The organism is Cylindrospermopsis curvispora GIHE-G1, assembly GCF_014489415.1.
GTDB classification, from domain to species: domain Bacteria; phylum Cyanobacteriota; class Cyanobacteriia; order Cyanobacteriales; family Nostocaceae; genus Raphidiopsis; species Raphidiopsis curvispora_A.
This window is the reverse complement of record NZ_CP060822.1, coordinates 3,571,389-3,593,089: the sequence shown is the minus strand read 5'-3', so window position 1 is coordinate 3,593,089 and position 21,701 is coordinate 3,571,389. Positions and strand designations below refer to the sequence as shown.

Annotated in this window: 20 protein-coding genes and 1 pseudogene; 14 read left to right on the top strand and 7 right to left on the bottom strand. The window is 39.9% G+C overall.

Features of this window, described 5'->3' with window-relative positions; all coding sequences use genetic code 11:
* Positions 1-57: 57 nt before the first annotated feature.
* On the top strand, positions 58-528 hold the full coding sequence (locus IAR63_RS16035; RefSeq protein ID WP_187705964.1) for a DUF4079 domain-containing protein: 471 nt from the start codon (positions 58-60) through the stop codon (positions 526-528).
* Positions 529-598: 70 nt separating this feature from the next.
* Here the strand turns inward: IAR63_RS16035 and IAR63_RS16030 are convergent, their stop codons facing one another.
* Positions 599-1,285 carry a DUF1997 domain-containing protein gene (locus IAR63_RS16030; RefSeq protein WP_187705963.1) on the bottom strand — a complete coding sequence of 229 codons (687 nt, stop codon included), beginning with the start codon at positions 1,283-1,285 and terminating at the stop codon, positions 599-601.
* 182 nt (positions 1,286-1,467) lie between these two features.
* Here IAR63_RS16030 and IAR63_RS16025 point away from each other — a divergent pair, with 182 nt between their 5' ends.
* The 4 genes from IAR63_RS16025 (at position 1,468) to fabD (ending at position 5,327) form a co-directional block, all read left to right on the top strand.
* Positions 1,468-2,094, top strand: coding sequence for an SDR family oxidoreductase (locus IAR63_RS16025; RefSeq protein ID WP_187705962.1), 627 nt, complete (start codon positions 1,468-1,470; stop codon positions 2,092-2,094).
* Between the two features lie 64 nt (positions 2,095-2,158).
* Complete coding sequence (gene plsX / locus IAR63_RS16020; protein WP_187705961.1) at positions 2,159-3,184, top strand: phosphate acyltransferase PlsX; 1,026 nt, start codon at positions 2,159-2,161, stop codon at positions 3,182-3,184.
* Between the two features lie 172 nt (positions 3,185-3,356).
* A complete protein-coding gene (locus IAR63_RS16015) occupies positions 3,357-4,358 on the top strand; it encodes a beta-ketoacyl-ACP synthase III (RefSeq protein ID WP_096545909.1) in 1,002 nt (333 codons plus the stop codon).
* A 45-nt stretch (positions 4,359-4,403) separates the two neighbouring features.
* A complete protein-coding gene (fabD, locus tag IAR63_RS16010) occupies positions 4,404-5,327 on the top strand; it encodes an ACP S-malonyltransferase (protein WP_187705960.1) in 924 nt (307 codons plus the stop codon).
* On the opposite strand, the gene IAR63_RS16005 is transcribed toward fabD, so the two are convergent.
* From IAR63_RS16005 to IAR63_RS15990, 4 genes are all read right to left on the bottom strand, one after another.
* Positions 5,283-7,130 (bottom strand): bifunctional serine/threonine-protein kinase/formylglycine-generating enzyme family protein, encoded by a 1,848-nt coding sequence (locus IAR63_RS16005; protein WP_187705959.1) that lies wholly within the window; start codon positions 7,128-7,130, stop codon positions 5,283-5,285. The genes fabD and IAR63_RS16005 overlap by 45 nt on opposite strands.
* A gap of 423 nt (positions 7,131-7,553) precedes the next feature.
* Positions 7,554-8,726 carry an aromatic ring-hydroxylating dioxygenase subunit alpha gene (locus IAR63_RS16000; RefSeq protein WP_187705958.1) on the bottom strand — a complete coding sequence of 391 codons (1,173 nt, stop codon included), beginning with the start codon at positions 8,724-8,726 and terminating at the stop codon, positions 7,554-7,556.
* 138 nt (positions 8,727-8,864) lie between these two features.
* Positions 8,865-9,671 (bottom strand): pentapeptide repeat-containing protein, encoded by an 807-nt coding sequence (locus IAR63_RS15995; RefSeq protein WP_187705957.1) that lies wholly within the window; start codon positions 9,669-9,671, stop codon positions 8,865-8,867.
* Between the two features lie 16 nt (positions 9,672-9,687).
* Positions 9,688-10,326, bottom strand: a complete 639-nt coding sequence (locus IAR63_RS15990; protein ID WP_006276064.1) for a beta-carboxysome protein CcmP — start codon at positions 10,324-10,326, stop codon at positions 9,688-9,690.
* A 436-nt stretch (positions 10,327-10,762) separates the two neighbouring features.
* Here IAR63_RS15990 and clpP point away from each other — a divergent pair, with 436 nt between their 5' ends.
* The 7 genes from clpP (at position 10,763) to IAR63_RS15955 (ending at position 17,035) form a co-directional block, all read left to right on the top strand.
* Positions 10,763-11,368 carry an ATP-dependent Clp endopeptidase proteolytic subunit ClpP gene (clpP, locus tag IAR63_RS15985; RefSeq protein ID WP_187705956.1) on the top strand — a complete coding sequence of 202 codons (606 nt, stop codon included), beginning with the start codon at positions 10,763-10,765 and terminating at the stop codon, positions 11,366-11,368.
* Between the two features lie 406 nt (positions 11,369-11,774).
* A complete protein-coding gene (locus tag IAR63_RS15980; RefSeq protein ID WP_187705955.1) occupies positions 11,775-14,102 on the top strand; it encodes a ribonuclease R family protein in 2,328 nt (775 codons plus the stop codon).
* Positions 14,103-14,215: 113 nt separating this feature from the next.
* A complete protein-coding gene (locus tag IAR63_RS15975) occupies positions 14,216-14,866 on the top strand; it encodes a flavin prenyltransferase UbiX (RefSeq protein WP_187705954.1) in 651 nt (216 codons plus the stop codon).
* Between the two features lie 129 nt (positions 14,867-14,995).
* Entirely contained in the window at positions 14,996-15,151 is a 156-nt protein-coding gene (locus IAR63_RS15970; RefSeq protein WP_072149056.1) for a DUF3285 domain-containing protein, read from the top strand.
* A 14-nt stretch (positions 15,152-15,165) separates the two neighbouring features.
* Positions 15,166-15,690: an rRNA maturation RNase YbeY gene (gene ybeY / locus IAR63_RS15965; protein ID WP_187705953.1), complete on the top strand. Its 525-nt coding sequence runs from the start codon at positions 15,166-15,168 to the stop codon at positions 15,688-15,690.
* Positions 15,691-15,906: 216 nt separating this feature from the next.
* Complete coding sequence (locus IAR63_RS15960; protein WP_187705952.1) at positions 15,907-16,377, top strand: diacylglycerol kinase family protein; 471 nt, start codon at positions 15,907-15,909, stop codon at positions 16,375-16,377.
* 61 nt (positions 16,378-16,438) lie between these two features.
* Positions 16,439-17,035: an anthranilate synthase component II gene (locus IAR63_RS15955; RefSeq protein WP_187705951.1), complete on the top strand. Its 597-nt coding sequence runs from the start codon at positions 16,439-16,441 to the stop codon at positions 17,033-17,035.
* A 100-nt stretch (positions 17,036-17,135) separates the two neighbouring features.
* Here IAR63_RS15955 and IAR63_RS15950 read toward each other — a convergent pair whose 3' ends face one another.
* Positions 17,136-18,380, bottom strand: coding sequence for an FG-GAP repeat domain-containing protein (locus IAR63_RS15950; RefSeq protein ID WP_187705950.1), 1,245 nt, complete (start codon positions 18,378-18,380; stop codon positions 17,136-17,138).
* Between the two features lie 283 nt (positions 18,381-18,663).
* Between IAR63_RS15950 and IAR63_RS18535 the strand changes: the two are divergent.
* Positions 18,664-19,368, top strand: a pseudogene (locus IAR63_RS18535) (protein kinase domain-containing protein); the annotation flags it as partial.
* Positions 19,369-19,497: 129 nt separating this feature from the next.
* Positions 19,498-20,802: a YcjF family protein gene (locus IAR63_RS18530; RefSeq protein WP_235678408.1), complete on the top strand. Its 1,305-nt coding sequence runs from the start codon at positions 19,498-19,500 to the stop codon at positions 20,800-20,802.
* 22 nt (positions 20,803-20,824) lie between these two features.
* Here IAR63_RS18530 and IAR63_RS15940 read toward each other — a convergent pair whose 3' ends face one another.
* Positions 20,825-21,649 (bottom strand): hypothetical protein, encoded by an 825-nt coding sequence (locus IAR63_RS15940; protein WP_235678295.1) that lies wholly within the window; start codon positions 21,647-21,649, stop codon positions 20,825-20,827.
* Between the last annotated feature and the right edge of the window lie 52 nt (positions 21,650-21,701).

Sequence of the window (21,701 nt, the reverse complement as noted above, 5' to 3'; positions counted from 1 at the left end):
GTTTGCCGTAATTTATGCTAAGTTTTATAAAGATTTAATACTTTAGGTAAATAGACCATGAGTTTAGAACTTACTCCAGACGTAAAATTCGGTTTGCAATTTTTCCATCCTGCAATCATGTGGATATTGTTAGCGCTGTCATTATATGCAGCTTACTTAGGGTTACAAGTACAGCGTACCAGAAATGCCCAGGGAGAAGAGAAGAAACAACTAATTAAGGGTAAATATAGCGATAAGCACCACAAAATTGGCTCTGTACTCCTAGCGTTGATGGTGGTGGGTTCTATTGGGGGAATGGCGGTTACCTATATTAACAATGGTAAGTTATTTGTTGGGCCTCATCTCCTAGCTGGTTTAGGCATGACCGGTTTAATTGCCTTTTCTGCCGCACTAGCTCCATTTATGCAAAAAGGAGCCAATTGGGCCCGGGCCACACATATTCTATTGAATTTTGGGATTTTGGGACTTTTTATTTGGCAAGCTGTGTCCGGTGTAGAAATTGTTCTCAAAATTATTAGTCAAGCTTAGAATAGTTTTAATATTGGGGAGAGTGACTCCTCTCCCTACATGTAGCTGAGCTAGAACGCCTGCTCAACTCTTACTTTTTCCCATGAAAGTCTTCTTGTACTTTACGAGTCAAGCGCCGAGACACCTGACGGACGACTTGATTTAACAGGCGATCGCCTGTGGACTGTACGAGGGAACTTGGTAAGCGTCTGATAAACTTGGGGAATTGTAAACAAACAGTTAAATCCAATTGCCATTCCACTCTGGTAATACCTGGTGTATTTTCAATGAGTTGCATATGGGCATTATAGTTAATGTGGTAACCGGGAGATTGGTAGTTGGGGATGGGAATGGAGCGGATTTGACATTGATTTTTTCCGGGGACTAACAATTCCAAACCTATTTTTGGCTCTACTTCATAACCAAAAGCACCAAATCTACCAATTACCAATGTATAACCATTCTCCCCCAGGGGATGAACTACCATAGGTTGGGCACAACGTATAAACCATGCTGAATGACAGTTAAAATATTCCATCACCTGTTCACTAGATGCTTGCATTTCCATAAACTCTCGATGATGACTATAGAATTTACTAGGAAATGCTTCATAGTTTTCTGTTAATGCGTCCTCAGTAATAAGATGAGATATAGGATTTGACAAAGAAGAATCAAGCTCATCTACTCCCAATTCTAAAGACTGAAATTCCCAATTATTTGCTACCATAATTCCGTTTTCTCTATAGTCCAAAGTTTTTGTATATTGCGTATCAATCATGATTTTCAAGCCGAGGTAGCTTGCTCATAACAAAGATCCAATTTTCATAAAAATATGGAAAAAACATCTACAAAATAGTTGTGCGTATATAACTGTTATGTCATTATGTCATCCTACCCATAGATTCCCTAGAATAAATAACGAAACCAACAAACATATTGTTTCTTAGGATAACCTTAATTATGAAAGCATTTGTAGCAGGTGCAACAGGTCAAACAGGTCAGCGGATAGTAGAAGAGCTAGTGTCCAGAAATATTCCCGTGCGAGCGCTAGTGAGAGACGAGCAAAAAGCTCGAAATCTTCTTCCTTCCCAAGTTGAATTAATTGTGGGGGATATTTTGCAACCTGAAACCCTGGTTGCTGCTTTAGGTGACAGCACAGTAGTTTTATGTGCAACTGGTGCTAGACCGAGTTTTGACCCGACTGGTCCCTATCAGGTAGATTTCCAGGGGACAAAAAACCTAGTCAAAGCAGCTCAAGATAGAAAAATTCAACATTTTGTCCTAGTTTCTTCCCTATGCGTTTCCCAGTTATTTCATCCCTTAAACCTATTCTGGTTAATTTTAGTTTGGAAAAAACAAGCCGAAGAGTTTATTAGAAAAAGCGGAATAACTTATACAATTGTGCGACCTGGAGGATTAAAAAATGATGATAACTCTGATGAAGTTATTATGCAGGGTCCTGATACCTTATTTGAAGGTAGCATTTCCAGAAGAAAAGTAGCTCAGGTTTGTGTAGAATCATTGTTTGAAAAAGCCAGGTGGAATCAAATTGTGGAGATAATTGCTAAACCACTCAGTTCCAGTTAATAATTTTGAACTCTTAACTGTGACAATCTGATAAAATTTATAAGGTCTCTTTGAGCTAGGAGCAATGGGAACGACTGGTGTAAGAATCGCGATTGACGCTATGGGGGGGGACTACGCACCCGCCGAAATTGTTGCTGGCGCACTGCGAGCGAAAGAAGAATTGGATGTTCACATCTTGCTAGTAGGTGATCCCCAACAAATTGAAGCTGTCATACCCCTCAAAAGCAATAGGTTAGGAATAGAAATTGTCCCAGCCCGGGAGACAATTGGCATGGACGAAGAACCTTTAAATGCTGTTCGTAGAAAGCGTGGAGCTTCTGTCAATGTAGCAATGGACTTAGTTAAAAACAATCAAGCCGATGCCATATTCTCTGCTGGTCATTCTGGAGCAGCAATGGCATCAGCCTTATTGCGACTAGGTAGGTTACCGGGCATTGATCGCCCCGCTATTGGTACAGTATTTCCCACTATAAAAGCAGGTAAACCAGTATTAATACTTGATGTTGGTGCTAATGTAGACTGTCGCCCCAAATTTTTAGAACAGTTTGCGGTGATGGGTTCGATTTATAGCCAATACGTGCTGGGAATCAGTGAACCAAAAGTGGGATTATTAAATATCGGTGAAGAGGACAACAAAGGCAATGAAGCTGCCGTGCGTGCTCACGAGTTATTACGGGAAAACACTCAAATTAACTTTAGTGGGAATGCAGAAGGACGTGATGTATTGTCCGGTGAATTTGATGTGATTGTCTGTGATGGATTTGTCGGTAATGTGTTGTTGAAATTTGCGGAGGCGGTAGGGGGTGTAATTTTACAAATACTGCGGGAAGAACTACCCCAAGGTATTAGAGGACAAATTGGCACAGCAATTTTAAAACCTAACCTCAAGCGAGTTAAGCAGCGCATGGACCATGCTGAACACGGGGGAGCTTTACTATTAGGGGTCAATGGAATTTGTTTCATTGGCCATGGTAGTTCCCAAGCACCCTCCATTTTTAGCGCCATTCGCATGGCTAAAGAAGCTGTAGATAATCAAGTGCTAGAAAGACTACAGTCCAAATACGAAGTTCTACAGGGTGAACCCCAGTAGGAATTCTGGATGAAGTTGAGGTTGTTAAGCCTATCCGCATAGCTTTCTAGAAGCGGTTAGCTCAGTTCTAACTGCTTCCTGATGTTTTTGCAGAAAATCTCCACCTCTACCAAACTCGCTCAACCCAAATGACGGTGGTTTCACCGTGAATAAATGACAACGGAGATTAGGAGTGCAAAATTTATTCCTACAAGGTATGGCAATTACGGGTAGTGGGTCAGCTATAGCAAAAACTACCCTAGATAACCAGTTGCTTACTCAACTGGTGGAAACTTCCGATGATTGGATTACCACAAGAACAGGTATTTGTCAACGGCAGTTGGCACTACCTCCAGAATCATTAACTACCTTAGCTACTGATGCTAGTCAACAGGCAATAGCAGCAGCTGGGATTAAACCAGAAGATATAGATTTAATTCTGTTGGCAACCTCCACTCCGGATGATTTATTTGGCAGTGCTTGTCAAGTACAGGCTGAAATAGGTGCCGTTAAGGCGGTGGCCTTTGATTTAACTGCAGCTTGTTCTGGATTCGTCTTTGGACTGGTGACTGCGGGCCAATACATAAGAACAGGAGTCTACCAAAATGTACTTCTAATAGGTGCAGATGTCCTCTCTCGTTGGGTAGACTGGCAAGATCGTCGTACCTGCATCTTGTTTGGTGATGGAGCAGGGGCAGTGGTATTGCAAGCTAATAACAGCGATCGCCTATTAGGATTTGCCCTCAAAAGTGATGGTACACAAAACCACTACCTGAATTTGAGTTACCAGGGTAAGACCCAAGAGCTCAAACCAAATATTCATACTCCTATAGGTAGTTATGAACCCATCACAATGAACGGTAAAGAGGTTTATCGTTTTGCTGTGCAAAAAGTGCCAGAAGTGATAGACAAAGCCTTATTTAGTGCTAATTTGACCGTAGAGAGAATAGATTGGTTGATCTTGCACCAAGCTAACCAGCGGATTATCAACGCTGTTGCGCAAAGACTTAACATACCTGACCATAAAGTAATTAGCAACGTTGCTAATTATGGCAATACCTCTGCTGCTTCTATTCCCCTGGCGTTAGACGAAGCAGTGCGCCAGGGAAAAATCCAATCCAATGATATAATCGTTACATCCGGTTTCGGAGCAGGGTTGAGTTGGGGTGCAGCAATTTTCCAATGGGGTAAATAATTAACGATCAACTGTAATGACCAATTATCAGCAACCAAATATCAAATGACTAAAACTGCATGGGTATTTCCCGGACAAGGTTCTCAGTCCTTAAATATGGGAATAGATCTACTAGGTATAGAATCTGCCAAAGCCAAATTCGACCAGGCCAGAAACATCTTGGGGTGGTCCGTAGATGAAATCTGTCAGGGTGACGAGGCGAAATTATCACAAACAGTTTACACTCAACCCTGTTTGTATGTAGTTGAAAGTATTATGGCAGACCTGTTAAGAGAAAGAGGGCAAGAACCAGACTTAGTTGCTGGTCATAGTTTGGGAGAATATATCGCCCTGTATGTAGCTGGTGTGTTTGATTGGTCAACGGGATTGCAACTGGTCAAACGACGCGGGGAAATCATGGATAATGCAGCTGGGGGAATGATGGCAGCATTACTCAATTTTGACAGACAGCAATTAGAAGAAGTGATTGCCAAAACCCCCAATGTTGTTTTAGCGAATGATAATAGTCTAGCGCAGGTTGTAGTTTCAGGTACACCAACAGCAGTAGAAGCTGTAATGTCACAGGTAAAGGCAAAACGAGCAGTTGCCCTAAAAGTTTCTGGTGCATTTCATTCGCCATTAATGAAGGGTCCATCCCAGGAATTTCAAGCAATATTAGATGATATAGCTTTTGAGACGGCAATAATTCCCGTATCTTCCAACGTTGACCCAATTCCCCGCACCAACCCGCAGGTTTTGAAGGAACGTTTAATTCAACAAATGACAGGTTCAGTCAGGTGGCGAGAAATTTCCTTACAACTACCACAATCTGGGATTGAGAAAGTAATAGAAATAGGACCGGGTAATGTATTAACCGGGTTAATCAAACGTACTGTTCAGGGTATAGAACTGAAAAACATCCAGAATCTTGAACAAATTTCAAGCTCACCCGTAAAAGGAAAGAACCACGCGAAAACCGGACATTCTTAAACCACCCTCTGCTTCATTCCAACTGCGACTGGCGCTACGGCAAAGTTCTGCACTAAAATTCCAAGCGCCTCCACGCAATACCCGACGATTAATATCACCATTTGTATCCCAAACACTACCATCCCTAGGAGCGCCATGGTAATTATTATGCCAGGGGTCAGCACACCATTCCCAAACTAGACCGTGCATATCATACAATCCGAAAGCATTTGCTAAGTTCAGGTTACCAACCTCTGTAATTTGTGGAGTGAAGTTTCTGCCAAAATCCGCTATATAAGATTGACTAACATTACAATTGATTAAGTCTGGAGTAATATTTTCACCGAAGTAAAAAGCAGTAGTAGTTCCCGCACGACAAGCATATTCCCATTCTGCTTCACTTGGTAAACGATAATTTCTAGCAGTGGTTAATGATAAACGTAAACAAAATTCCACTGCTTCGTACCAAGAGACATTTTCTACAGGTAAATTGACCCCCTTAAACCTGCTAGGATTGGGGTTTAGATTTTGGGTGACCTTTGGTAATGTTGCTACTGCTTTCCATTGTGCTTGGGTAATGGGATATTTAGCCATATAAAATGGTTCAACAATTACCTGATGTTGGGGATGTTCATCCCCATTACCTTCAAATTCTGGTGAACCCATTAAAAAACTACCACCGGGAACTAATACCATTTCTAAATAGAGATGTTTATTTAGTTCTTCTGTAAAGAATTTTCCTATCCTTCTTTCATGCTTAGCTTCATCATTTTCCTGATGGGATATCATGGTCTGAAACTCGAAGATTTCTAAGCGTGGCACATTCACAACAAGTTTTTGCTGGGTGGTTGCTACTTCTATAATAGGAGTACCCAAGTTAATTTTTGATTCTTCTGAATTTACAGGAAAATCATTTTGTAGATCATATAAAACTTCCATTGCTGACTGATATCTATCCTGGGCAAAATGTTGTAGTAAACGGTCTAAAATATATATTAATTGCCGACTAATTATAACACCTCTACTGTGTAAAAATTCTTGCCATAACCATTTTGCTCTCATGGGGTCATAAAGAGGATCTTTAAGTTGATAACTATTTTGTACGGGTAAACATTGGGTCAATAGACGTATACAAGTTACACCTAAAGCATATAGATCGCTACTGTGACAAGCAAAACCTGCCATTTGTTCCGTTGGTGCATAGCCTAAAGTGTATATAGCTGTTGCTTGTCTAGCCATACTGGTTTGAGTAACTTGTTTAGCACCGCCAAAATCAATTAACACAAGTTTATTGTCCAAACTACGACGAATAATATTTTCAGGTTTGATATCCCGATGGATAACATTTTTGTGGTGAATAAAATCGAGAACGGGTAATAAATCCAATAACAGTTGACGTATTTGAGCTTCAGAATAAGGCCGTTCTTTCACCTCTTCTAATAGAGTTTTACCAATGATAAATTCCTGAACTAAATACAAACTTGATCCCTGTTCAAAGTAAGCTAGTAACCGGGGAATTTGAGAATGATTTTCTCCTAATTCATATAAGCGATAAGCCTCCTCCTTAAAGAATTCTGCTGCTTTAGCACGTTCAACAGTTCCTTGAACCTGGGGAAAAAATTGTTTAATTACACAGGGTGCGTCTAGTCTATCCACATCCTCTGCAGCATAAGTCTTGCTGAAACCTCCCTCACCCAATAACCGCAAAACACGGTAGCGGTTTCTGAGGATTTCACCAAATTTATCATGTCCGCAAACGATGCAAAATCTACTGTGGTTAGGGTTGAACGGGTTAGAACAATTGGGATTTTGACAAATTTGCATAGGTCCTAGTAAGAGAGAATTTTGTGCAAATTCCGACCCAATTTTTTATCAGTTTTCAGTTTTCAAGTTTCAGTTTTGAATTAAAATCAATAAATTTATATATGTGGGTGCATAGATTTATAATTGACTTATAACATCATATTATTTTGGGATTTATGGTAATGTTTAGAATAAGCATTAATTTATCATGGTAAAATCGGGGCTTAATCTACTAGAGCTGAAAACAGATTTGGTGGGTAAAAATCTGTCATCGAGAAAATGAGAAAATAATTTTACGTTTTGTTGGATTTTATACGATTTCCAATTTTGGTCACCGCTATACTGGATACTAAGGTTCTACCTGGGAATTGATGAAGTGGCCAAACCACTTCATTTTTATTGTTGCAGCTTGTTCACCAGAAATTATCATCAATCTATCTATAATCAATCATTAGCTAAGTCATCACGCCATTTTTGGAGGTTTTGAGGTTTTTCTGACTCCATTTGTTGGTTGTCTCTTAACCTTTCCCAGCTCCATGTTCCCCATTTGAGAGGTTTTTGTCTCTCTAAATGATTAATAAATTCTATAATTGGTTGATCTAGTGCTAGGGGATGTTGTAAGTTAAACTGAATATTTTTACGATTATTTTTCCCCGGTTTGGGAAAAAGTATACTGTGTTGACTTGGCATATAGTTAATGGCGTTAATCGCGATTTTACTCAACCACAGAAGGAATTTGCCATATATATGACCAATGATACCTGGACGTTTTTTACCGATAAAAATTCTTATTCCCGTGGTCCTTCCTGATTCTATTAAACGTAGTGCATAAAGAATGTGACAGTTAACCTGAAAATGTAAAAACCTAATTTCTACCCTGACTATCAGCGTGCTCCCATACCAATAACAAAGATGATAGCTGATGGGTGGATTAAGCAAAAATCGGAGAATTTTACTTGGAGAATTAGAATTATAGTTATTACACTGCTGATTGTACCTGAAAATAATTGCATTCTCATTCAGTTCTTGTTTTTGAAAACTAGATGCGGATACTGGTCGATGAATATTGTAAAAATGCTGAGCATCAATAAGATTAACCATCACAATATGAGGATGACAATGGATGATAAACTTACCACCAAAGGCTATATCTAGTTCTGCAACTTCCCACTCCGGAATAAAAGGTAAGGATTGTTGAGGATTTTCTCCTGTCCATACCCAAATCAAACCATATTTTTCCTCGGTAGGCCAATTTCTAGCTTTAATAGATTTAGTGGCCGTAATATCTATGCTTTCATCCAAACAGGGAATCTTGGTACAAAAACCCTGTTGATCATATTGCCAGTGATGTAAAAAACAACGTAGTTCATTACCTTTCACCTTACCTTCCCCAAGATGAGCACCCATGTGTGGACAGTAAGCATCAAAGATAACTACCAGTTCATCTTCTCCACGATAGATTACCAATTCTTTCCCCAAAATAGTGATAGGTTTTACCTCACCAACTAATAGCTTATGGGAAGGTAGCACCCAGTACCAACCTTCGATGAAACGGTCTGGTTGGTTAAATATTCTTGGCTTTCTGGTATAATTAGAATTTATGGGTTTGGGCTTCATTTTCAGAATCTACACTTGTGGTGAACTGGGTAATCTAGCAATATCATTTCCCCAGAACAAAAACAGTTGTTTCCAGTACTATAGCTGTGGACAACTCTCACTCCATTATCCATTGAACCATCAAGTATATCTTTACCCTCAATTACAAATAAAAACGGGAGGTAAAATGGCGTTTTGCAAATTGGCACCTGTTAAATTAGCACCTGTTAAATTAGCACATCTAAGATTCGCTCCCTGAAGATTGGCACCAGCTAAATTAGCATCTTTTAAATTAGCACCTGTTAGATCAGCGCTAGTTAAATTAGCTTCCATGAAATTGGCGCGACATAAATAGGAACTTCCCAAATGGGATCTGCTTAAATTAGCTCTGGATAAATTTGTGTCATATAAGTAACTACTTATAATTTCAGCTTCATACAAATTACAGTCTTGTAAATTACTACCAATTAAATTTGCTCCGATTAAATTGGCAAAACTCAGATTACTGCGTATAAGTTTACTATAAGCTAAATCAACACCATTTAAATTAGCACAGTAAAAGTCAGTTCCAATTAAGTTAGCACTGGTAACTACTGCATCCTGTAGGTTTGAACTCTTTAGATCTGCTCCAATTAGGACTGCTTCATCTAAGTTTGCACGCATTAAATTAGCATTCTGCAGGTTAGCGACACTTAAATTAGCTTTTCTAAGATTTGCCTGAACTAATTTAGCGCTATTTAGATTGGCAGCACTTAAATTGGCATTTTGAAAGTCTGCTCTTACCAGCAAAGCATGGCTAAAGTCCACCTGATTTAAATTGACATTTTGGAAATTAGCACCGCGAAAATTCTCCCCCCTTAAATTAGAGGTACTCAAATCAACTTGAAGTTCTGGGTTTCGCCCTCTCCAATCTAACCAGGTAACAGCACCTGCTTTAAGTAGGGTAAGATGTGTTTCAATTGCCATTTTAATTATCCTGTCACTATTCTTTACGATGGCCTTGGGGAGCACGACCGGGAACATTTTCAATAGCTGCTAAAGCTCCAGCAGCACCAGCTAAAATATCTCGTTCTGTTCCCCCTAGATAAAGTCTGCCAAAACTACCCACTGGTAAAACTTCTAGAATATTAATCGCAGCAGCTTTTTCCGCTTCATTAGCAGCTAATGCTGCATAAGCAGCAGGTTCAACTTCTAAAACGTAGAGGGTTTGTCCAGCTAATAACAGTTGTCCACGACGACTACGGTTGATCAGCTGGGTTTGATAAGCATCAATGTTGCGAATAATTTGACTGGAAATGACTCGTGGTTTGAGACAGTCCTCTTTTTTGACTCCTAATAAGTCCAAAACCGCTTGTCCTGCTGCTCTTGTTTCCCCCTGGGACCCAGAATGTAGTTCCAACATTCCATATAGTCTTTCTACTATTTGCCATCCCGGACGCACAGAAGCAGATTTTAAGGCAACATCAGTAATTTTATTGATTTCAATACCGGGTGAAATTTCAATCCAGATGGAAGTGTCACCCGGTAGAGGTAAAAAACCTTGGGCCACTGTTCCCATATATGCCGCATGTTGCGGTTGTAAGTTGTCTAGAAATACGTAACTGCGTAATTCTATGCCCAAAGTTTTGCACCTCCGTCTGTTCGTGTCAACAGTTTACCAAAATATCTTCTCAGAAAAAACGCGCATTTTGGCACAACTATAACAAAGAAATGTCTGACACTGGTAGTATGGGTTTAGGGGGAGTTTGATGAGTTAGATTGAGAATGACAACTAAGTAAAGTAGAAAAGTAATGAAAACTGCCTGTATGAGTCTTTGTAGCATAACACTCCTCCCACTTGATAAGTAGCATTTTTAATCTGATTAATTGAACCACTAATCTGAATACACCTTTAATTGGGATTTACCCGATGACATGTTATGATATTCAGGTCTGCTCTAACCCAGACCAAAAGTGCCATTAAAAGTTCCGCTTGAAATATGAGATATAGGCTATCAATCCAGTCCATTCTCTCGAACCTCGGATAAAATAAAGGGCAAATAGCTACAAATAACCTCATGATTCCTATCGTTATTGAACAATCGGGTCGGGGCGAACGCGCCTTTGATATCTATTCACGTCTGCTGCGCGAACGGATAGTTTTTTTAGGGCAACAGGTGGATAGCAGTTTAGCTAATCTAATAGTGGCCCAACTGCTGTTTTTAGACTCTGAAGACCCGGAGAAAGATATTTATATGTATATCAACTCTCCCGGTGGTTCAGTGACAGCAGGAATGGGGATTTTTGATACTATGAAGAACATCCGCCCTGATGTGTGTACTATTTGTACAGGGCTGGCTGCTAGTATGGGGGCCTTTTTATTGAGTGCAGGTACTAAAGGTAAACGTATGAGTTTACCTCACTCGCGCATCATGATTCACCAGCCATTAGGCGGTGCTCAGGGACAAGCGACAGATATAGAAATTCAAGCCCGAGAAATTCTATATCACAAACGCAAGCTAAACGAATATTTGGCTGAACATACTGGTCAGCCATTTGACCGAATAGCTGAAGATACGGAGCGGGATTTTTTCATGTCTCCCCAAGAGGCCAGGGAATATGGACTTATTGACCAAGTAATTGACCGACATGCAGCTGGTAGTCGCCCCCTGGCCCTAGTATAAACTGTGGATGATTGGGTGGTCAAGTCTGGGCATTTGGGACTGAAAAACCCGATCCCCATCATCCAATCCTCCAGAATCTCAATAATGGAAATTTAGATCCGATTACCAGTGATACCTTTAATAATGCTATGGTGATTACCTCAACTAAAATGTCTAGGAGTATTTTCTGCGGGTGTGCTCTAAATCTACAATAATGAAGATAGGGTTCGCTCTCATTGCTCATTCAGTTGCTAACCTGATTGTCACCAATTTTACAAATAATTGGGTAAATCGGCAGTTTCTCTTGGTTAAAACTCAGATTCATATGTTTACGAGAGTCTAAGGGAACGGGTAAATCGTTGGCAATATGTGTAGACTGTGAGGATATAAAGAAAAATGATGTTTTGACCAAAGGCCAGTTCACTGCATGGAATTTTCAATCGCTACACTCCTTGCCAATTTTACCGATGACAAATTGGTAGCTAGGAAGGTTCTGGAAAAAAAATTGGGTTGTGAAGATGAGGATAGTTTGGAAAAACTTCATATTGCTTTGGAGGTGCTCGAAAAAGTTGGACTTTTAGTTAAAGACCGGGGTAAGTATCGCCGTGTATCAGAGGAGGGGCTGATAGAAGCAAAGCTGCGCTGCTCCAGTAAGGGATTTTGTTTTGCTATCCAGGATCCTGAAGGTGCAGAGGATATTTACATTCGGGAAAGTCATCTTAGTCACGCTTGGAATGGAGACCGCGTATTAGTTCGCATCCTCAAGGAGGGAAGTCGTCGTCGTTCTCCTGAAGGTGAGGTAAAGTTGATTTTAGAGCGATCTAATCACACTTTATTGGCACGGATTAAGCAAGTGGAAGGTGGTTTCCGTGCGGTACCTTTAGATGACCGATTGCTGTTTGAATTGAAATTGGTGAGCAATGGAATTAATTTGCAAGACGCTATCGATCATCTGGCACATGTGGAGGTGATCCGCTATCCATTGGCACAATATCCCCCCCTGGGTCGGGTTGTACAAATTCTCGGTACGGATGCTGAAGCTGCTGCTGATATAGATTTAGTTACATGCAAACACGACCTATCCAGGAATTTTGCAGAAAATGTATTAGATGCAGCAGCTAGGTTACCAAAAAATCTCCTCAAGGCTAATTTGCGCGAGCGTCTGGATTTAAGGAGTGTATTTACTCTGGCCATAGAGGGGGTAGATGGGGATGGAGTGGTGGAAAATGCTTTTAGTCTGGAGAAGCATTCTGTCACCACTTGGCAATTAATGGTTCACATTACAGATTTATCTGTCTATATCCACCCAGATGAAATCTTGGATCGGGAAGCACTGAAACGGGGAAAAACTATTCACCTTGGCAATCTCATCTTGCCCATGCTACCTCATACAGTGGCAGAGTGCTGTTCTTTACTACCCGGTAGCGATCGCCTGGCTTTGTCTTTTATCATCAATATTGATATTGAGAAGGGACAGATTACAGAGTGGGAAATTCAACCGAGTGTAGTCAATGTTGATACAAGTATTACCCATGAACAGGCCCAGTCGTTCCTTGCAGGTGAGTCATCAGAGTTAACCCGGGTGATAGAGATGTTAAATGATTTAACATCTTTGGCTCAAATCATCAAGAAAGACCGTTTATCTCGTGGTTGCTTAGAGCTGAATCTACCACTGGGTTACAATCCTTACCATGATGAAGGTAGTATGGGGGCAATTATTCCCGACGATTCACCACTGGGATCAGTTTTGAGGGAGTTAATCCTCATGGTTAATCAGTTAATGGCTCAACACCTGAGTGCTTTGGATGTTCCAGCACTTTGGCGTGTTCAGGGATCTCCCGATTCTCAAGATGTTCAGGAAATGCTAAAACTAGCAGTTAATTTGGGCGTGGAATTAATCATAGACCCCGAGTTGGAAATTCAATCTGTGGATTATCAACATTTAACTGGTGTTTTTGCTGAATCCCCCTCAGAACAGGTTTTGACTTACTTACTACAGGATACTCTAAAACCTGCTGTTTATAGTACTGTTAAAGCACCTCACTTTGGATTAGCACTGCCAGCGTATATACACTTTAGCTCCCCTTTACGGCGCTATCCAGACCTAGTTATGCAAAGAGTATATCATGCTGTTCTTGAGTATGGGCGCGATCGCCGTAATAGTCGTGTCAAGGAGCGGGTTAATCTACGTCATTCTTCTTCTCATCAAGAAATTAACTGGAATGTTTTACCTCCGGAAGTACAACAAGAGCTACAAACAGATTTAAACAGAATTCTTGTCCAGATTAATGAGAGAGAGAAACAAGTTTATGATGCTGAAACTGATCTAGCTGGACTACAAAAAGCACAGGTGATGAAACAGCAGATTAACCAAATTTTTCCTGGTGTGATCACTGGGGTTCAATCCTACGGTTTTTTTGTGGAGATAGAAGTTCCCCCAACCGAGGAAGTTGGTTCTCATTTAGCCACCCCTTTACGGGTAGAGGGATTGGTTCACGTTAGTTCTCTCAAGGATGATTGGTATGAATATCGTGCTCGACAACAAGCTCTATTTGGTAGGAAAAATCGCGCTTCCTATCGCTTAGGAGATCAGGTCTTTGTACAAGTCAAAAGTGTAGACTATTATCGACAACAAATTGATTTAGTCACCACTGGAGCAGATGGTAAAATTAACGGTTCGGAAACAACCATGACTAATGATGACAGATCAAATATCTACTCATCTGGTCAAAACCCATCCTTTGATATGGACTAACTATTGTGGATTACAGTTAAAAGGCTAGGGGTTTAAGACACATCTTTTCCTAATGCCTTTTGACATTTATTAACCTTACCCAATGTTACCTACTAATTTTTTTGAGAACCTTCGTGTCTAATCACATTGATAAAACTAACAATGACAGCAATCATAGCAGACCCCTAATTATAGGAGTATCTGGAGCATCTGGTTTGATTTATGCTGTGCGCGCCCTCAAGTTTCTGTTAGAATCCGATTATAGTATAGAACTAGTTGCCTCTAAATCTACTTATACAGTTTGGCAAGCAGAGCAAAACATCCGTATGCCTCCGGAACCGATTGCTCAGGAGCAATTCTGGCGATCGCAAGCTGGTGTCACCTCCATGGGTAAATTACGTTGTCATCCCTGGAGCGATGTAGGTGCTGGTATTGCTAGTGGTTCTTTTAGGAGCTTAGGGATGATTATTATTCCTTGTAGCATGAGTACAGTAGCGAAACTAGCGGTAGGTTTAAGTTCCGATTTGCTAGAAAGAGCAGCAGATGTACAAGTTAAGGAAGGGCGCAAACTGGTAATTGTGCCCAGAGAAACACCCTTTAGCTTGATTCACCTGCGGAATTTAACTACCCTAGCTGAAACAGGGGTTAGGGTTGTCCCCGCCATCCCTGCTTGGTATCATAATCCTAAGAGCATAGACGATTTAGTAGATTTTGTGGTTGCTCGTGCTTTGGATCAATTGGACATTGATTGTATACCCATTAAGCGCTGGCAAGGTCATATTTAAATTAGAGCTAATTAAACAAGAACGAACAAGTAAAGTTGACAAGGGAGAAAATGAGCTAGATAATGGTAGATAAATTTGAAGTTCAGGTATTTCAAATATTTACAGTTAGAGGACAACCGCACAGAGATTATGAGTAACACCCCTGTAAACGAATCAAAACCTAGTTATGTGAAGCTGGCAATGCGAAACATGGTCAGAAAAGGTGGCACCTCCCTCAAACATTTCGGACTAACTACCATGGGATTGTTAGCTGTTTTGGTCGGTCTGGCATACCTCACTCGCTAAATAAAGGAAATTCTGTGTCCTCCCAAACCCAAGTACAGACTCAATTACAAATTGAGTTATTTGTTGAAAATAGTTACGACTTGAACTTGACTAATCAAGTATCAGAAGATAGATGGCATATATGGTTTAGCCAGTGGTTGACCCTGCTTGCGGTCGAACTACCACGGGCTTTGAGTTATGAAATCGGATTGCAGTTAACCAATAATGCCCAAATTCAAGAATTGAATGCCCAATATCGTCAGAAAGACCAACCAACAGATGTTTTGGCTTTTGCTGCACTGGAGAATAATTTCCCCTACACCGAGGAAATGCTAGCCAGTCAACCCTTATATTTGGGTGACATTGTCATATCTATAGATACCGCCATTAGTCAAGCTGAGGAGCGGGAACATAGTTTAACTACAGAGTTAGCTTGGTTGAGTGCCCATGGTTTATTGCATCTTTTGGGCTGGGATCATCCTGATGAGAAAAGTTTGATAGAGATGTTAAACAAACAATCAATGCTGCTAAAATCAGTTGGTATTGTTAGTAATATTTAAGTAGAGATTATAACGAACAGGAGTAGGTTCTTCGCCGCTCAAACCAGTTTAAACACGATTTAAAATCTCCTTCCATCCGACTATTATGGCCATATTGATAGTAATTCTGTCACAAATTGTTTAAAGTTATGACAAATTTAAATTAGTCCCTTAGAATGTGTTCAGTCTCCTCCCACTCATTCTGATTACACTTAATTTTTGAATCTCCAACATCCTATGTTCCCCAAGACTTCAATACCACCAACACCACCAAAGCGCTTACCAAAAATTGTATCTTCGGAAAGGGAGTTTTCTTGGCAAATAGCTTCTAACTTACTTGCCAGCTTTAAATACGCTTGGGCTGGCATCAGCTATGGTTTTCAGACCCAGCGTAACTTTCGGATTCATGTAGCTGCTTGTGCTTTTGTGATTGGTTTGAGTATTTTTCTGCATCTTAAACCGGTAGAAATAGCCATAATCAGTATTACAAGTGGTTTAGTTTTAACTTTGGAGTTAGTTAATACAGCCATTGAGTCCCTGGTGGATTTAACTGTTAAGCAGACCTATCATGAATTGGCGAAAGTGGCTAAAGACTGTGCTGCTGGTGCTGTGCTTATCTCAGCCATGGTATCACTAATAGTAGCAGTTACACTATTGCTTCCTCCTTTGCTACGTTTAATCACAACTATACTCTCATCAGAATGGTAGTTAGTGTTTGTAATTAGTTATTCTAATTAGTCTTTTTAATTAATACTTGTAGGTGCGAATTGTGATTATAGTCATTGATAATTACGATAGTTTTACATACAACTTGGTGCAGTATTTGGGGGAGCTAGCAGTAGAATTTCCTACTGCTGCGGATGTAAAAGTTTTTCGTAACGATAAAATTACAGTGGAGGAAATTAGAGAATTAAAACCTCATGGCGTGGTGATTTCTCCTGGTCCTGGTCGTCCCGAAGACGCGGGGATTTCCCTGGATGTAATTGAAAAATTGGGTTCCAGCTTGCCAATTTTGGGTGTTTGTTTAGGTCATCAAAGTATTGGCAAAGTATTTGGGGGTAAAGTTGTTGCAGCAACAGAATTAATGCATGGCAAAACGTCTCCAGTAATGCACAACAGTGTGGGAGTATTTGAAGGATTAGAAAGTCCTATTACCGCTACAAGATATCATAGTTTAGTCATTGAGCGTGAAACCTGTCCCGACATATTAGAAATTACTGCTTGGGTAGAAGATGGAACAGTCATGGGAGTGCGACACAAGAATTATCCTCACATCCAAGGTGTGCAATTTCACCCAGAGAGTGTGTTAACCATAGCTGGTAAGCAGTTACTGTCTAATTTTCTCCGGGAGTTAGATGGTAATTAACTACACATTGTAACATAGCTTTGGCTTAACCATGTCAATGGAAAGTGGCGATCAAGCGATCGCCCTTTTCCAGAATGTATTGTTACGTCAAACCTCTAACCTATGCGGTGTACCATTCTGGAGTCAACCTATCGAGTTCAGCAACAGGAGTTTCAGTAGCTATAGTACCATTCATGTTCCAGATTTTATCTGCACCAGTTTGTTGGTCTCTCCAGTAAATATCGGTTTTACCATCCCCATTAAAATCACCAAGAGAAGCTGTTAAACCGGGGGGATTGCTGGGTAAAAAGGCCTCAGACTGAATACTAGTACCATTCATTAACCAAGCGGTATTTTCTCCGGTAGAACTATTATGCCAGAAAATGTCCGTTCTACCATCACCATTAAAATCACCGATATTAGCAGTCCAACCCTGACCTAAAGTGTTGACAACTCCTTCAGTGATAAAAACACCATTCATTGTCCAAATTTTGTTTTCACCAGTGGTGTTATTACGCCACAAAATATCTGTTTTTAAATCACCGTTAAAGTCTCCTAGAGTGGTAGTCCAGGCGCCATCCTGAGCTTGCAAATCATAGTTAGTGACTTCAGTACCATTCATAAACCAAGCACTATTGGCACCAGTTAAACTATCACGCCAAAAAATATCACTTTTACCATTACCGTCAAAATCAACTATGGTAGCTGTTAGGGCCACATCCCTTGATTCCAACATAGTAGCATTTACAACCTTAGTACCATTCATTTCCCAAATTGCATTTTGACCAGTAGTGGTATTGCGCCAGAAAATGTCGGTTTTACGGTCACCATTAAAATCGCCAATTTCCGCTTTCCAACCTGGATCTACCCTATCCAACATTAGGAAACTGGCAACTTTTGTGCCATCCATCAACACCACTAGGTTTTCACCTGTGGTCTCATTGCGCAACAAGAAGTCTGTTTTATTATCGCTGTTAAAATCAGCGGTTTTATAACTCCAAGTTTTTAGATCGTACTGACCTAAGGAAGCTTGTTCTACGATTCTTGTACCATCCATCAGACGAACAAAAATTTCACCTGTTTGTACATTCACCCACATTTTATCTGTTTTACCGTCACCATTGAAATCGGGAACAATAGCGGCGCTGGTTAAATAGGGATTGGGATTAGGATTAGCGCTAATAGGTATTTTTGGCAGTTCACCTAATGGTGGTGTGGTAGGTAATATGGGTTGCTCTGCTAGGGGTTCAGGAGAAACATTAATAGGGAAGGAAGTATTGAGATCTGTCGTCAAATCTCCTGATTTGCTAATAGAAAATACTCCCAGTCCGGAGGATTCTGAATAGTTGTTGTTATTACTGGTCATGCTGGTTTTTTTATGAGTAATTAATATCAAGTTTTAATGGATCAAAAATGAAGATTCTGTAAATTACAAACATTTGTGAAAACAAATTCATTTAATTGTGATTGTTTCTGTATATCTTTGATTAGTTGACACTAAGTGGGTGGGTGGAATTAAATATAAGATAGACGTAGGTTGGGTTGAAGTATGAAACCCAACGCTACGCTATCATCAAACCATATTTTATTACCATCTTGTATTATACTCGTTATATTACTGACAAGAATCCTACCAACTTAAAATTCATATGGGCGTGAGTAAGATGAATACAATCTGCTGTCTAAATCCGCACTGCTTAAATTACAATCCAGACAATTGTAAATACTGCCAAAAATGTGGTAGCAAATTAATCCTGCGAGAAAGATTCATTCCCAGAAAAATTCTGGGACAGGGAGGGTTTGGACGCACATTTTTAGCAACAGATACGGGAAAACCCTCCCAACCTTTATGTGTCATTAAACAATTTTTACCCCAAGCTCAAGGAACAGATACTATTGACAAAGCATCCCGTCTATTTAATCAAGAAGCAAGACAATTAGAGGAGTTGGGCCAACATCCCCAAATCCCAGAACTGTTCGATTATTTTACCCACTCTGAGGATAATCGTCAGTATTTAGTTCAAGAGTATATAGAAGGTGATACTTTGGAGGTAGAACTCCAGAAAAAAGGAGTGTTCTCCACCACCCAGATAAGGGAACTATTAATAGAGTTGTTAAATATTCTAGCATTTGTCCATGAAAAGCAGGTTATTCATCGTGACATTAAGCCAGAAAATATAATTCGTCGTGCTATGGACAGTAAACTTTTCTTAGTAGATTTTGGTGCAGCTAAAGTGGTGGATGGACAAGCTGAAATGAAGGAGGGTACAGTTATTGGTTCCATGGAATATTGCGCTCCGGAACAAATTAGAGGTCAAGCCACATTTAGTAGTGATATATATAGTCTGGGTGTAACTTGTATGTACTTGGTTACTAATGTTGACCCTACTAGCTTTTATGATACCACAACAGAAAAATTTTTATGGCGTAACCATCTAGGTACTAATTCTGTCACTGACCAACTGGGAAGAATTTTGGATAAAATGACAGCATCTGTCCGTGAACGTTACCAGTCAGTTGGTGAAGTGATAAAAGAATTAAATTTTGCTGAGTCGAATCAGTCCGAAACTAAATCAGATGTTAACCCGGTCAATTATTGGCAAACATTAGTTTCCCGTGCTGTAGAGAAAGGGAAACAAAGTGTACAACAATGGTTTAGTATTAATGATAGTCAAGTGGCAGAAATTTTGGCCACAGTTACTAGTCAATTACCCACTACAGAAGCTTTATTACTTGGGAAACCACAAACTGGTAAAAGTTCAATTGTTAGGGGTTTTACAGGTGTGTCTCCAGAGATTATTGGTCAGGGTTTTCGTCCCCACACTCAAAATACAGAAAGATATATCTATCCTAATAATGATTTACCATTAATTATCTTTACAGACACAGTAGGTTTGGGCGATACTGACAAAGATACAGAGGTTATTATTCAAGAGATAATTAAGGATTTAAATACTGGAACCAAGCGAGCAAGAGTTTTCATACTAACTGTAAAAATCAACGACTTTGCCACCGATACCCTACGAAATATTGCCCAAAAATTACGTCAGCAGTATACACATATTCCCTGTTTATTGGCAGTAACATGTTTACATGAAATCTATCCACCGGATATGAAAAATCACCCTGATTATCCACCAAATTTTGCAGAAATTAATCGAGCATTTGATGAAATTAAAGCTAACTTTTCCGGGTTATATGACCGAGCAACTCTGGTAGATTTTACCTTAGAGGAAGATGGTTATAGTCCAGTTTTTTATGGACTAGAAGCATTTCGAGATAGTTTAACCAGTCTTTTACCAGAAGCAGAAGCTAAGACAATTTATCAGTTGTTAGATGAACAAGCGGGAGATAAATTAGGCAATATTTATCGTGATACCGCTAGAAGATATATTTTACCTTTTTCCATTATGGCCACTACTTTAGCAGCAGTACCTTTACCCTTCACTACTATGCCAGTTTTAACAGCTTTACAAGTTTCCATGGTTGGACTTTTGGGCAAATTATATGGTCAAACTTTGACCCCTTCCCAAGCAGGTGGAATTGTTAGTACAATTACAGGTGGTTTTTTGGCTCAAGCTATAGGAAGAGAATTAATTAAATTTATCCCCGGTTTTGGCACTGTAATTGCAGCATCTTGGGCGGGTGCTTATACCTGGTCTTTGGGTGAAGCTGCTTGTGTTTATTTTGGAGATTTAATGGGTGGTAAAAAACCCGATCTACAAACAATTCAAAATGTCATGGAACAGACTTTTCAATCTAAAGAGAATACACAAAAGGAGGAATGAGATGCTGTAATAGTTTGGGTGGCTATCCATTCCCAGATTCTCTTAGAGCTTGTAGAAGTAGGTCTGTTAAATTTAATTTTTTCCCCCATTCTCCAAGATAGTCAAAGTCGAGAAGTTCCTTTTGGAGTTTTAAGACACCTAAAATATCTCGCCACTGTTTTTGAGATTCGCTGTTAGCCATCCGAAACCAGAGCAGTTTTTGTAGGATTGTATCTTCCGGTGTACAGATATAGAAAGATTTAGTCCTATCCCCATCCGGAAGGTGTAGCACACGACGAGACATTTGAGAAAGGGAAAATTCATCCTCTTTCATCACAAAAATGTCAGCTTTTTCCGTGGTAGTTAAATGGATGACATTAAATGATAAAGTCTTTCCATTCACAGCTTCTTCCACAGCAGTATAGCTGATATAGAATTGATCTGTCATGGCCCTAATTAGTGGCTGAATTTGACTATTTTCAATGTTGGCGATTACATCCAAATCCTGGGTGAGTCTCACCTCCCCCTGGAGAGAACTAGCAACTGATCCTCCCACATAATAAATGATATCCAATGAACTCAAGATAGATGCTAACTCCAGTGCTAACCAAATTGGATCCTCTATCATTAAATCTCTCTCATATTTTAAACCTGATAATAAATCAGCCCACTTATCTCCCAATCGCTTTCTAATATAGTATTCTCTGATTATATCTTGTGAAGCATTGGGAAATTGGCTTTTAATTCCCGCTAATGCTAATATAGAACCGCGTTTTGTTATTCGTTTAAATAGAGATTCTTTTTCACCTGAACTCATGTTTCGCCAAAGTCTAAACTGTACTTGTTCAGCTGCGAACGAAGTATCCATAGACTGGGTTCGGTAGTTCACCGGTTTGCTTACTGTCATACTCAAATAATAG